Below are 14,768 nucleotides of genomic sequence, written 5' to 3'. Positions count from 1 at the left end.
GGGGTCTTATGGATAATATGTACGAAGGTCGTCAAATAAGCAAAGAGCTTAATAAAAACAAAAAAATGAAGTCTGATGTCAAAGTTTTTCAAACATTTAAGACTCTGCTTTCTTATATTTTAAAAGATAAAAAAAGAATGGCAATTGCTTTAACATTTAGTTTTATTAACTCAATATGTTACATTGTTGGTAGCTTTATGATTGGGTTAATTGTTCAATTATACTTTTCTCCATATTTAGGAACACAAGCCACAGGAAACATAAAAGATTTTGATACAGTTGGTTTTGTAATTAGCTTACTAGCTTTAGCATTATCATTTATTTTATATGGTGTATTCCGTTACTTAGAGCAAAGAGTTTACATTAAACTTTGTTTTGAAGCAGGTGCTAGATTACGTGGACAATTAATGGGAAAACTATTTCGTTCACCAATTAGTTTTTATGATAAAAATAAAACTGGTAACTTAATTTCAACATTAGTTGTGGATATTAATAATGTGGCTAATTCATTATTTCAAATGATGGTGCAAGCTGCTACATCTACATTTAATATCTTAATTTCCATTGTTGTAATGAGTTTGGCTTCTGAACTATTAACTTTAATTGTTATCCCGGTATCATTAATAATGTTTGCTCTAGTTTTCTTACTTATTAAAAAATCACAACCTTATTTTATTAATGTACAAAATGCCTTTGGTAGATTAAATGCCTTTGTTGAAGAAATGCTAGTTAATACTAAGGTGACAAATTCATTTGATCAACAAGCTTATATATATTCAGAACTTGAAAAAATTACTAGAAACATTCGTAATTCTGCCTATAAAGGTGATATTATTGCTAAATCATTTGATACATGATATGGATTAATTTCTAACTTAATTATTTTAGCTATTTCAGCTATTGCTGCGGTATTCTACCTAAATAAAGTAAATGTATGATCATCTTTTAGCTTTATGGTTAATCAAGATGGTTCTCCGACAGCTGGTTTAATAGTGCTATACATTATGCTTAATTGAAACTTTATGGGACCATTTCAAAGTATTTTATCTTCTACATTTAATGCTCAAGTTGGAGTGGCTTCAACATCACGTATTTTCAAATTATTACAAGTAGAAGTTCCTACAAGGGAATATGAAATTATTAAAGTTGATAAAATTCAAGGTAAAATCGATTTCAATGATGTATATTTCAAATACAATCCAAATGCTTTAGAATACCAATTAAAAGCTGCGACATTTTCAGTTCAACCAGGTCAAACTGTTGCTATTGTAGGACCAACTGGTGCTGGTAAAACAACTATTATTAGTTTACTTTCAAAATACTATGATTATCAACGCGGATCAATTAAAATTGATGGTAATGAGCTAAAAAGTCTTGATGTGGTATCTCTAAGAGATAACATGACAATAGTGTTACAAGATTCATTCTTATTTAATGAAACAATTTTAGATAACTTAAGAATGACTAATCCTAATGCAACTATGGAACAAATTCAAGAAGCTGCTAAATTAACTCATGCGCATCACTTTATAATGAACATGTCAAATGGTTATGACACCATGATAGAAAATAATGGTGCCAACTTATCACAAGGACAAAAACAATTAATTTCATTAACAAGAGCGATTTTAAGTAACAAGAATTTATTAATTCTAGATGAAGCAACATCTAATATAGACTCAAGTACCGAACAAATAGTTCAAAAAGCAATGCTTAAATTAATGGAAAACAAGACCACTTTTGTTATCGCACACCGTTTAAGTACAATTAAAAACGCTGATATGATAATTGTTGTTGATAATGGATTAATTATTGAAAAAGGAACACACCAAAGCTTATTAGAGAAAAAAGGATTCTACTACAATCTTTATACATCACAATTTGATAAATAATATGCAAGCGGATATACCGCTTGTTTTCATTCAAGATATTTGCTCATAGTAAGTATCCCACAGCAAGCAGAAAAAGAATTTTCTGCTTGATTTTTTTGAAATAATAATTACAGCAAAATTCACGGAGGTATATATGGAAAAGAACAAAGCTTTACAAATATGAGAAAAATTTTATGGTAATAAAGAATCTGCAATGGACCCTTATGGATTCGAAATATATAAGGCAAATTTTATTTTAACGGTTTCAAATAACATGCCACCACATTCATGAAATATAGATCATTTAATACCACAAAGCTCAAATGGTAAAGATGAAGAATACAATCTTTATCCTATTTCTGCAAAAGTTAGTAAAAAGGAAATAAAACAGCGTTCAAAATTAATGATCAATATTATACAGTCAAAAAAATGGCAAGAATTACAAATAAGAAAGTACCAACATTAATAAAAATACATTACAAAAAAAATAACAAAGTAATAAAAGATGAATATTTTGATTTAAAAGACCATCAATGAAAAAAATACTAAATAAATATGATATTTAATGGCATCGCAAGATGTCATTTTTATTTTTATACCAGTTTATTTCTTAAGATAACATATATAAAATTAATTAAAATACCTTGTCATAGTGCTAAAAGTATTAGTTTGAAAAATAAATATTGATATTTAAAATTAACAAAAAATATTAGTAAAACAAAAAATATGTATTATAATAATAAAGCACAAGGCACCATAGCCAAATGGCCAAGGCATGAGTCTGCAAAACTTTGATTACGGGTTCGAATCCCGTTGGTGCCTCCATTAATGCGCCCGTAGCTCAACTGGACAGAGTGTTAGGTTACGGCCCTAAAGGTTGCGGGTTCGACTCCTGCCGGGCGCGCCAATGACTTGCTTTGTGTAAAAAATTAAAAAAATATTATCAAAGATTGTTATTCGTGCTATAATATTAACACAAATAACTTGCGAGTGTAGTTTAATGGCAGAACTTCAGCCTTCCAAGCTGACTATGAGGGTTCGATTCCCTTCACTCGCTCCATTTCACGCAAGTGACCTTAACTCCGAAAGGAGTTTTTCTTTTTTCTGACTTATATTGTATATTTTGATAAACTTTAATTACTATGTAATTAAAGTCATTACATGTTTATCAAATAACAATTAATGAGGTAATATGAAATTTAAAAATCGTAAAAATTCATATGTTTTAAGTTTTTACCGGAATAAAAAAAATTAGATCAGAAAGGAAGAAATGAATAACGATCAAGTAAGTTCTGCTGTGAATAGCGGAAGTAATAATCTAGCATTAATATTGTTTATTATATTTATGATCGTAGCAGTATTTTTAATACTGTTTATTTCAACAGCCCTTTTTAGAAATATATATTTTAAGAAAAATACAATTTTTCTAGAAAACCTTAAAGTTCAATTACAAAGAGATGCCACAAAAAATAAAGATGCAATTCAAAAATGTGCTATATTAGCAAAAAACGAAAAAACTTTTGAACCAATATGTGATTCATTAAAAGTTAAAAACACTGATATTACTACAATGAAAGATAATATCTTGCAACATTCATTTAAAATTAAATCTATTATTGAAGAGAAAAAATGGCTCAAAGCATTTAAAGGAAAACAAGAACTTAAAAAGCTGTTATTAGATTATTCTAAAGAAAAAGCTAACTTTAATAAAATAGCCGAACAATTTGAAATAGGTTGAAAAATTATTGATGATGTCTTTACTAACTATTTGGAAATAGTTGATTATTATAAAGATATATTAAATAAGAATAAAGTTATAACAAGTAATCTAAATGCTGAATTATTAGATAAAGTACAAAAATTAGCTAAGCGGTTAAGTGAGCTTGATAATTCAAAATACAAAGGGCAATTTTCGCAAGCTGATAAAAAAATTGATGAATTGAGAAGTAGGTTAGCCGATTTAAATAATTTAATTCTAGGAGCTAGCAGAATTGAATATTACTTATATAATTCGTTACCTAATAAATTAAATAACGCAATTAAGAAAGAAAAGCAAGATAAAATTGTTCAAGAATACAAAAAGATTAATCAAGTGTTAGACGAAGTGACTAAAAATTGAACTAATTATGATTCTGAAAAGTTAGCATCAAATATCAAATTAATCTACATGGAATATTGAAAAGTATTTCATAATGTTATCTTATTGCAAAAGATTGATAAGTTTTTAAAATCAATTGCAAAAGATTTAAATTTAGTCTATTCAAATCGAAAGAAACTATATAATGAAGTAGCAAAAGTAACATCTAAATTAAATAAAGCTTACTTTAATTTAGAAGCTAAAGCAAAAGCATTAAATAGCAATAAGATTTTAGATGTTAAGAAAAATACACAAGATTTCATTCAAGCAACTAAAGATTTTGATATAGCTTATACTAATATTAAATTAGAACTATATCGAAATGGTAAAGTTAAAATAGAAAGAGAAAATTCAATTAAAAAAGCAATTGAAATTTACTTTAATGTAGTAGAAAATGATTTTTTATATGAAGATGAAATAATCACAAGAATAAAAGCAGAAATTATAAATCAGTATGAAACTAATATTAAAAAATATAAATCTTGAGCTAAGCATGAATTAGTATGAAATGATTTTATACATAATTTAACATTCTTAACTAATGCTATTGCAACAAATGAAAAATACTATCAAATGTATTCAGAAATTTGCATTGAAGTAGCTTCAAATGAAAAATTCTTAATTACAAACGAAAAAATAAATTCATATAAGGAATATATACAACAAATAAGAATTCAAATTCAGCAAAATAACAATTATAAAGAAGCATATAACAGTCTAAAAAGATTTTTGATTAAGGAGAAATATGTACAGTAAAATCTTAATAAGATACGGGGAATTAGTACTTAAAAAGAAAAACCGTAAAACATTTATTAATACACTAGCTAATAACATTAAACACATAGTAGGTGAGGCTCCACAAGTGGAATTTGACAGAATGTATTTATCTTATTCACAACATAATATGGATAAATTACAATATGTTTTTGGAATCTCATCTTATTCACCTGTTGCAGTTGTGGATAATGAAATTGAAGTATTAAAATCAACAGCATTAAAATTAATTGATCCAATGGCTAAAACATTTAAAGTGTCTGCAAGACGTAATTTTAAAAAGTTTGAATATTCTTCAGATCAAATTAACCACATTTTAGGTGGAGAAATTTTAAAGAATTCAAATTTAAAAGTCGACGTACATAATCCTGATCAAATTTTTTATGTAGAAGTTAGAAACGGAAGAACATATATGTTTTCTCAATACTATGCTGGACTTGGTGGACTGCCAGTAGGAGTTTCTGGTAAAGTATTACATCTAATATCAGGTGGATTTGATTCACCTGTTGCTGCTTACAGTATGATGAAAAGAGGAATTAAAGTTGATTTTTTAACATTTATTACACCACCTCAAACTGATGAAAGAACTATTGAAAAAATTACTAACTTAGTTAAAGTTTTAAATCAATATCAAGTAACATCAAATTTAATAATTGCAAATTATGCAAATTTAATGAATTATATTTCGTTCGTATCTAAAGAATCATACAAAATCACATTAATGAGAAGAAGTTTTTATCGTATAGCCGATATTTTATGTGATAAATATGGTCAATTAGCAATATCTAATGGTGATAATTTAGGACAAGTAGCTTCTCAAACATTAGAATCACTTTCTACAATCGGAAATGCAACAAACAAACAAATATTAAGACCATTATTAACTTATGATAAAAATGAAATTATTAATATAGCTAAAAAGATTAATACATATGATATTAGTATTATTCAAGCAAATGAAACTTGTGAATTATTTGCACCTAAAGAACCGGTAACAAAACCATCAATTGAAGAAGCAGTGAAATTAGAATCAGAACTAAATAGAATATTTGAATTAGAAGAAGATTTAATCAAAAATAAAATCGAAATTAAAAAAATTAAGTTATCTGATACTGAAATTTAGAAATAATCAAAATGCACATTAATAAAAATAATAGAGAAAATATTTAAAGTAATACACTCTGTGTATTTCTTTTTATATCTATGACATAGTATAGAAAAATATATATAGTTTTAGTTATAAAATTCCATTAAATATGATATTGTTATAAAATTTATTTATAAATTTTACCTATAAGAAAAAAGGAGGGATATAAATGCAAAAAAGAGTAGTGATTGGTATGTCCGGTGGAGTGGATTCTTCAGTAGCTGCATACTTATTAAAACAACAGGGATATGAAGTTGTTGGTTTATTTATGAGAAATTGAGACAGTATTGTAAATAATGATATTTTAGGTAATGCTGATATTTCTCAAGATATTTGTCCGCAAGAACAAGATTATCAAGATGCATTAGCTGTAGCAAAAGCTTTAGATATTCCTCTACACAGAGTTGATTTTGTAAAAGAGTATTGAGACAATGTATTTCAAAATTTTATTGAAGAATACAAAAAAGGTCGAACACCTAATCCAGATATTTTATGCAACAAATATATAAAGTTTAATGCTTTTGCTAATTATGCATTTAATGAACTAAAAGCAGATTATATTGCTATGGGTCATTATGCAAATGTTAAAAATGGACATTTATATAGAGCAAAAGATCAAGATAAGGACCAAACTTATTTCCTTGCGCAATTAACAAATGAACAGTTATCAAAAGTTATAATGCCACTAGCTGATTTAACCAAACCACAAATTAGAGAAATAGCTGCTCAATTAAATCTGGTTACAGCAACTAAAAAAGATTCAACAGGTATTTGTTTTATTGGCGAAAGAAACTTTGGACAATTTTTACAAAACTATATCCCTGCACAAGATGGAAATACAGTAGATATAACAACAGGTAAAATCATCGGTAAACATGTGGGTTGTTTCTACTATACAATAGGACAACGTAAAGGATTAAATTTAGGCGGCATGGCTGAGCCATATTATGTATGCGGACATAATGTTAAAAAGAACATTTTATATGTTGCCCCTAATTCTAGACCCGAATATTTAATATCAAATAATTTAATTGCAAGTAATTTAACATTAAACAATAATAACTTTGATGTAAATAACTTATCTGCAAAATTCAGATATAGACAAAAAGACATCAAAGTTAATATTGAATTTTTAGATGATAAAAAAATTAGAGTATTTTACCCAGAAACAGCAAGCGCAGTAACACCTGGACAACAAGTTGTTTTATATGATGGAGATAAATGTATAGGTGGAGCAATAATTGATGAAATCTATATGGATGATATTAAAAAAGATTATATTTAAAAGAGGTTAACATGAATTCAAAAGAAATTAGAGAAAAATGATTATCATTTTTTGAATCAAAAGGGCATTTTATTGTTCCTTCAAAAAGTTTAGTTCCACAAAATGATCCATCATTACTATGAATTAATAGTGGTGTAGCTACTTTAAAAGATTATTTTGCTGGTAAAAAAGTTGCTCCAGCCAAAAGATTAACAAACTCACAAAAAGCAATTAGAACTAATGATATAGAAAATGTTGGTATTACAGCACGTCATCATACATTTTTTGAAATGTTGGGTAACTTTTCAATTGGGGATTATTTCAAAAAAGAAGCTATTGCATTTGCTTCAGAATTCTTATTAGATGTATTAAAGTTAGATAAAGAAAAATTATATTTTACTTACTACTATGAAGATTTAGATACTAAAAATGAATGAATGTCTAATGGATTTAGTGAAGATCACATGATACCAGGATCTAAAGAAACTAACTTTTGAGAAGTAGGTTCAGGTCCTTGTGGTCCAAATACTGAAATTTTCTATGACCGTGGGGAAAAATATGACAATCGTGGATTAGAGTTACTAAAAGAAGATATTGAAAATGACAGATATATTGAAATTTGAAATATTGTTTTCTCAACATATAACTCAAATGGTGAGGGACAATATACAGAATTAAAACAAAAAAATATCGATACTGGGGCCGGACTTGAAAGAATTGTTTCAATTATGCAAGATGCTCCAACTAACTTTGATACTGATTTATTCTTACCTATCATTCATGAAATTGAAAAATATACTGAATTTAAATATGATATTAATAATTACTTTACTAAAGAGCCGGAACAAATGTTTATTAACTCATGCTTCAAAGTAATTGCTGATCATATGAGAACTGTAACTAATGCAATAGCTGATGGAGCTAAGCCTTCTAATGTTGGACGTGGATACATTTTAAGAAGATTAATTCGTAGAAGTGTATATAAAGCAATGCAACTAAAAATATATGATACCTTCTTATATAAATTAGTCGGTGTGGTAAAAAATACTTTACCTTTTGAATATGATGTTGAACCTATTAAGCAAATAATTAAAGATGAAGAAATTACCTTTTCTAGAACAATTGAAAATGGTAGAAACTTACTTGAAAATTACTTAAAAGATGAAATTGCAATATTCCCTGGTGATGTAGCATTTAAATTATTTGAAACATACGGTTTCCCTGTAGAATTAACTGCTGAAATATTAGCCCAAAAGAATATTGATATTGATTATGATTGCTATGAAAAAGCTAAAAAAGAGCATGCTGATGCATCAAGAAATACAAAACTTTCTGGTATGGATAAAGTAATTAATTCATTAACTATTTTAAAATCAAAAGTAGATAAATTCGTTGGTTATGAGACAACTCATAATGTTTCTGAAATCTTATACTTATTAGATACTGAAAAAGAAATTACAAAAGGTAACGGAATTTCTTATGTTGTTTTAAAAGAAACTCCTTTTTATGCGACAAGTGGTGGACAAAAACATGATCGTGGATACATGAAACAAGGAAATAATAAAATTTTAATCCTAGATGTATTCAAAGATAAATTTGGAAACCATATTCATAAAGTTGAAGGTAATATTGAAAATGATTTACCAGTAGAATGTTTTGTCGACGAGACAATTCGTCTTGGATTAGAACGTAATCACTCAGGAACTCACTTAATGTTTTGCGCTCTAAGAACTGTGCTAGGTGATCAAATTAAACAATTGGGTTCAGATAATAATGAAGAGCGTTTAACATTTGATATGCCAGCTGATACTAAACCAACTGATGAAGAAATTAGAAGAGTTGAAAAATTAGTTAGAGAATACATTGCGAAAGATGCAAAACGTGATTATTTAAATATGACTACTGAACAAGCGAAAGAAATGGGTGCTATTATGACTTTAGAAGAGTCAGAATATATGAATCCGCAAAATGTTCGTATTGTTAAATTCGATGGAATTACAGCTGATTTATGTGGTGGAACACATTTATCAAATACTGCAAAATTAGAAAACTTTAAGATTACTAATGTTGATAAAAAAGCTGCAGGCATTTATAGAATTAGAGCTATTTCATCAAACACTTTAGTAAATGAGTACCTCGAAGAAGAAGTTGATAAATTACTTGTTGAAGTTGAAAAAATGCTTGATAAGAATGCTAAATTAAATAAAGACTATACATATGAATTAAATATTCCAGAAGATAAAGAACAAGCAATTGATTATTTAAATGCCACATTAGAAAAATTAAGAGAAGATAATAAGCAAATCCAAAAAGATTTAGCTAATAATTTTGAATTTGATTATGAAAATATTGAATTTCTTGATATTAATGGTCACAAACTTTATATAAATCAAGATGTAGATAAAGCTAATATTAAAACAGTAGCTTCTACATTAAGAGAAAAACATAATGATATTTTAGTTGTACTTACGTCAAGTGATGCAAATTCTATGCTAGTAGTAGCTTCTAAGCAATATAATTCAAATGCTATAGCACAACAATTATTCAAACATCTAAATGGTCGTGGTGGTGGAAATGCTATTTTATCAATGGGTAAAGTAGCTTCTACTAATGATTTACTTGACTTTATTCAAAATGAGTTAACATGAGAAAATTAGGACTTGATTTAGGTATTAAAAGTTGTGGATTTGCCATAACCGATGAAAGCGAAATTATTGCAACCGCTTTAGAAAACTATTTGTTCGAAGAAAATAATTTTGATTCAGCACTAGACCGAGTGAAATATTATTTAGAACAATATAAAGGTAAAATTGATGGAATTGTTTTAGGATATCCACTAAAGATCAGTGGAGACAAAAGCGAACGTACTTACATGGTTGAGAATTTTAAAACAAAATTAGAAAATGAACTTAATTTACCTGTGTTATTAGTAAATGAGCAATATTCGACTAAAAGAGCTAATGAAGCAATGATGCAAGCTGGATTAACTCAACAAAAAAGAAAAACACATAAAGATAAGCTTGCAGCTTTAATAATTTTGCAAGATTATTTAGATTACTATCGAAACAAGTGAGGTAAATAATGTCATATGAAGTTAAATTAGCATTAGGAATATCTGCTGTTATAATAGCAGTTATTGCATTTGGAATTTATATCGGAATGCAAATATGAGTTAAAAAATATCGTGCTAAAATATTGAAAAAAACTCAAGAAGAAGCAATGATACAAATTAATTCAATGAGAAATGATATTGGTGAATTACCATTTCCTGTGAAAGATTACTTAAAATCAAAAGCTAATGATATTGATGTAGAAGGTATTATTAATACTGTTTATATAAATAATTACAAAAATGTTTTAGTTATAAATAATAATGATTTATTTCCCGTAGTTGCAATTGCTTCAAAAGTTAAAGCAAATACATATGTTTACTATAATGAAACAAATTATGATCAATTACAAGATATCCAAAATCGTTTTCCAGAGCATGTACCAAATCTTATTAAAACATATGATGATAGTGTTGATTTAGATTGTTTAGTTATAATGCATTCACAAGAAGATATCAATGATATTTTTGATAGATTTAATAAATTAATGGATAAAGGTATGATTCTTGTTGCGTTTAGCAATCCTAGAAGTGAAATAAAAAGATTACTAAGCTACCTAAAAATGACAGATATAAGATATGAGGTTTCTTTCTTAAGTTCTAAATATCTTTTTGTTGTAAAAAAATAATTTAAGGTAAAATATAATAAATAATTGAAAAGAGGATTTTTATGTCAAATAATGAACAATTAAGAAAAGTTTATTTATCTCAAGAAACATTAGATAAATACAAAAAAGAATATGAATATTTAATTAATGTTGAAAGACCAGCTGTGCAAGCTGCCTTAAAAGAAGCTAGAGCACAAGGTGACTTGTCAGAAAACGCTGAATATGATGCAGCCAGAGACAAGCAAGGAGCTATTGAAGGCCGTATTTCTGAATTAGAACAAATTATTGATAATGCTGTTTTAATCGAAGGAAATGAAAGACAGCAAGCTCAAGAAGTTGTTACAATCGGATCAACTGTTGAATTCACAGTAGAAGCAACAGGTGAAAGAAAAAGAGTAACAATCATGGGTGTTCACGATGCAGATCCTTTTGATGGTAAAATTTCAAACAAAAGTCCTCTTGCGGTTGCTATGCTAGGACAAAAAGTTGGAGCTGTTGTTGAAGTAAATACAGCTACAAAATATAATATTCAAATTAATAGTGTGGAATTTAGCGTATAGCTAAATTTTTTTATTTATTAGAAAAAATCCTATTACACAAACAATTTAATTTACCTATGTCATAGTGATATTAGTATCAAAAAGCAATTCATTAATATAATCAAAATATATCTTAATTTGCTTTTTTCAAATTCAGTAAATAAAATGGTTTATAATAAGCAAAATAATAATTCAGGAGGATATATGATAATTGGAATTTCAGGAATGATAAGTAGCGGAAAAAGTACATTAACAACTAAATTACTTCAACATTACTCAAACTCAATACTATTAGAAGAATATTCAGAAAATGATGAGGTTTTTACTACAATGTTAGATTGATTTTATCAAAAGAGACCTAATTTAGATTTATCATTTCAAGCTTATGTAGTAGAAAATCACTTAGCTAATGTTGATAAAGCAATAGCAAAATTTAATGAAATGGGATTAAATGCTAAAGAAGATTTCTTATTTTTAGATCGTTTTAGTGCAGAACATTATGTTTTTGCTCTAGTTAATTTGAAAAATTTACCTAAAAAAGTAATGAAAGCATATGATGCATTGTTTAAAGCATTAGTGTCGCAAAAGGAATTGCCGGAATTTGTTATCTTCCTTGATGTTACATATGAAAACTTTGCAAAAAGATTATTTGCGCGTGGTAGAAAAGTCGAAATTGATAACTACGAGACAAATAAAGCTTATTTTAAGGAATTATACGAAGTATATAAAGATGCCTTTATTAAGATAGCTGATGCATATAATATAAAATATGCTATTATTGATACTAATAATTTAACTGAAGAACAAGTTTTTACTAAAGCGGTTAAATTAATCAAGGAGTATAAAGAAAATCATGCTTAAAATATTTAACAAAAAGAAAAATACTAAAATGCATCCAATGGTAAAAAAGGTATTATTTGACCGTGAATTTATTGAAGATAAGATTTTAGATTGTGCTAATTGAGTTAATGAAACATATAAGGAATCACAAGATTTAATCATAGTTGCATTATTAAAAGGTTCAATACCTTTTTTAGCACAATTAATCAAAGATGTTGAAGTAGATCATAAACTTGATTTTATGACGGTAAGTACTTATGCTGGTGGACATGCAAGTAGTGGTAGTGTAAAAGTCATAATGGATTTAGCAAATGATATTGAAGGAAAAGATGTCTTAATTGTTGAAGATATTATTGATAGTGGGATAACTTTACAAAAAGTATGTACAATGTTACAACATAGACATCCAAAAAGCTTAAAAGTTATTACTTTAATGGATAAACCATATAATCGTAAAGTAGATTTCGAAGCAGATTATCATGGTTTTATTGTTCCTGATGAATTCCTTGTGGGATTTGGTTTAGATTACGATGAAAAATTAAGAAACCTACCTTACATTGGAGTATTTGATCAAAGTTTTATTAAGTAAATAATGAAAAAATGAGACAGCTATGTTCTCATTTTTAATTTACTTTTATTCCTTAGAGAAAGTAGTAAACACTTATTTAGGACTATCAAATTTTCCTAAGTTTCCAAGTTATAACGGAATAAAAAACGAACATTTCTACCGTATAGACTTGTTCGTTTTTTCATGCTCTAAATTACTTGTACAAATTTATTAAATATCGTTTTTATTAGTTCAAAATCTTGTATTAATGAATTATTTTCACTATTTTTTATGTAAATTTCGTCTACAACATTACCATCTACAACTTTTACAAATTTTTGTGCAGATTTTATCGCTTCTATTGTTCTTTTATTTGTAAATTTATCTATAACACCATAATCATTTAATGATTTATTTATTGTATACAGCAAATATTTGAAAATAACTAATGAAATAAAACATAACAAGAAATGTCCATTTATATGTGCATCAGTTCATACATACATAGGTCTAACTTCAAGTGAATTTTTTAAAGTTCTAAAGTTTTCTTCTATTTGTCATTGCTTTGCATAAATTTCCACTATCTCTTGTGCTGATAAATCTCTTCTTGATGTTTCATAAATATAAAATCCATCAAATTGTTTATCTTCATTTAGCTTGATTAAATCTAATTCGTATCGTGCATCACCATTTCTTTTAAAGAATCTATATTTTTTGTGGCCTAATAACTTTGAACCTTCTACATAACCATCTTTATTTTTTAATTTATTGAAATTATTAATCAATATATCTCTATCAGCTTTATCTTTTAAAGCTCGTTTCCTGCTATATGTTATGATTTTTCTTCTCTGATGACCATTAGGTCTCTTTTTGTTATATAAAGATGCTACTGTTTGTTCCTTATATTTAAATTCTTCAGTTCCTATATAATCAGTTTCGTTTAAAACATATTCTTTAAAATCTTTTGGACCTGATTTTAATCTGTATGAAATAACATAATCTATACCTTTTTGTTCTAAAAATCTTAAATTTGCAGTTACAGACATTCCTTTGTCAGCAACTATTGTTACATTTTTTATGTTATAAATTTTGCTCATTTCTATTACAAAAGGAATAAATGTTTTTGAATCTGTTGTATTACCTTTAAATAATTTGTAATGAATCGGAATCCCATTTTCATCTGTTGCTAAACCAATAACAACTTGATCTTCTTTAAATTTACCATCTTTTGAATAACCAGGATATCTCAAACCTGTTCTTCTAAAACTTTCAAAATAAGCTGTTGAAGAATCATAAAAAACTAATTCAATATTTCTAGATGTATTCTTTGTTATTTTTTCGTTTAATTGTTTAAGAATTTTGCTTTCATTGTTGTTCAAAATATCAAGCAATGTGTAATAACTAGATTTTTTATAATCTGGTGTATTTTGGTATTGAAACTTATTTTTATATGTAGAAATTAAGCTATCTGCATTCAAAATTCTTGATGAAACTGTGTACTTTAGTAATCTGTTTAAATCTTTATGTCTTGTTTTTGGTAATGCACTAAATATTTCAAATTTATCAATTAAATCATAAAGAAGATTAATTCCGTAATTAATATTATATGTTTCAGACTTTGAACTATTTAAATCAAACATAATTGCTTGTTTAATTTTGTCTTTTGATTCACTTATTGATAAATTCTTTATTGAATTTTTAATTACATTAATAGGATTTGAATTTAATTCTTGTAATTTTTCCAATCTTCCTAATCCTATTTGATTACTATAACCTTTTCCATATCCATTTGATGTGGCTATCGAAATATATGTATGGTCTTTTCTTTTATGTTTTATGACTATAAATTTACTTTCCATACTCCTATTTTATCATATTATACAAGTAATACAAGTAAAAAAATGAATAATTTATGGGATATGAAAAATTCCA

At 26.9% G+C, this 14,768-nt stretch carries 12 protein-coding genes and 3 tRNA genes; 14 read left to right on the top strand and 1 reads right to left on the bottom strand.

Translation table 4 applies throughout. The features are described 5' to 3' along the window. The first annotated feature begins 8 nt into the window (after positions 1-8). From SAM46_RS03310 to hpt, 14 genes are all read left to right on the top strand, one after another. Entirely contained in the window at positions 9-1,892 is a 1,884-nt protein-coding gene (locus SAM46_RS03310) for an ABC transporter ATP-binding protein (protein WP_235645894.1), read from the top strand. A gap of 133 nt (positions 1,893-2,025) precedes the next feature. Then, on the top strand, positions 2,026-2,337 hold the full coding sequence (locus tag SAM46_RS03305) for a hypothetical protein (RefSeq protein WP_078747103.1): 312 nt from the start codon (positions 2,026-2,028) through the stop codon (positions 2,335-2,337). Positions 2,338-2,621: 284 nt separating this feature from the next. Then, a tRNA-Cys gene (locus tag SAM46_RS03300) sits at positions 2,622-2,696 on the top strand. A gap of 5 nt (positions 2,697-2,701) precedes the next feature. Beyond that, positions 2,702-2,778, top strand: a tRNA-Arg gene (locus SAM46_RS03295). Between the two features lie 79 nt (positions 2,779-2,857). Then, a tRNA-Gly gene (locus SAM46_RS03290) sits at positions 2,858-2,931 on the top strand. A 210-nt stretch (positions 2,932-3,141) separates the two neighbouring features. Beyond that, positions 3,142-4,764, top strand: a complete 1,623-nt coding sequence (locus SAM46_RS03285; protein WP_078747104.1) for a hypothetical protein — start codon at positions 3,142-3,144, stop codon at positions 4,762-4,764. Then, positions 4,754-5,905, top strand: coding sequence for a tRNA uracil 4-sulfurtransferase ThiI (thiI, locus tag SAM46_RS03280; protein WP_078747105.1), 1,152 nt, complete (start codon positions 4,754-4,756; stop codon positions 5,903-5,905). Before SAM46_RS03285 ends, thiI begins: the two co-directional genes overlap by 11 nt. 193 nt (positions 5,906-6,098) lie before the next feature. Then, on the top strand, positions 6,099-7,214 hold the full coding sequence (mnmA, locus tag SAM46_RS03275; RefSeq protein WP_078747106.1) for a tRNA 2-thiouridine(34) synthase MnmA: 1,116 nt from the start codon (positions 6,099-6,101) through the stop codon (positions 7,212-7,214). Positions 7,215-7,225: 11 nt separating this feature from the next. After that, a complete protein-coding gene (gene alaS, locus SAM46_RS03270) occupies positions 7,226-9,850 on the top strand; it encodes an alanine--tRNA ligase (protein ID WP_078747107.1) in 2,625 nt (874 codons plus the stop codon). Next, a complete protein-coding gene (ruvX, locus tag SAM46_RS03265) occupies positions 9,838-10,275 on the top strand; it encodes a Holliday junction resolvase RuvX (RefSeq protein WP_078747108.1) in 438 nt (145 codons plus the stop codon). Before alaS ends, ruvX begins: the two co-directional genes overlap by 13 nt. After that, positions 10,275-10,931 (top strand): BC85_0335 family putative methyltransferase, encoded by a 657-nt coding sequence (locus tag SAM46_RS03260; RefSeq protein ID WP_078747109.1) that lies wholly within the window; start codon positions 10,275-10,277, stop codon positions 10,929-10,931. The genes ruvX and SAM46_RS03260 overlap by 1 nt, the downstream gene beginning before the upstream one ends. Positions 10,932-10,972: 41 nt before the next feature. Next, on the top strand, positions 10,973-11,470 hold the full coding sequence (gene greA / locus SAM46_RS03255; protein ID WP_078747110.1) for a transcription elongation factor GreA: 498 nt from the start codon (positions 10,973-10,975) through the stop codon (positions 11,468-11,470). A 183-nt stretch (positions 11,471-11,653) separates the two neighbouring features. Then, positions 11,654-12,310, top strand: coding sequence for a deoxynucleoside kinase (locus SAM46_RS03250; RefSeq protein WP_078747111.1), 657 nt, complete (start codon positions 11,654-11,656; stop codon positions 12,308-12,310). Then, entirely contained in the window at positions 12,303-12,878 is a 576-nt protein-coding gene (gene hpt, locus SAM46_RS03245) for a hypoxanthine phosphoribosyltransferase (RefSeq protein WP_078747112.1), read from the top strand. Before SAM46_RS03250 ends, hpt begins: the two co-directional genes overlap by 8 nt. A 167-nt stretch (positions 12,879-13,045) precedes the next feature. On the opposite strand, the gene SAM46_RS03240 is transcribed toward hpt, so the two are convergent. Continuing rightward, complete coding sequence (locus tag SAM46_RS03240) at positions 13,046-14,695, bottom strand: IS1634 family transposase (protein ID WP_318635582.1); 1,650 nt, start codon at positions 14,693-14,695, stop codon at positions 13,046-13,048. Between the last annotated feature and the right edge of the window lie 73 nt (positions 14,696-14,768).

Source organism: Mycoplasmopsis verecunda, from assembly GCF_033546915.1.
GTDB classification, from domain to species: Bacteria; Bacillota_I; Bacilli_A; order Mycoplasmatales; family Metamycoplasmataceae; genus Mycoplasmopsis; species Mycoplasmopsis verecunda.
This window is presented reverse-complemented; position numbering and strand designations above follow the sequence as displayed.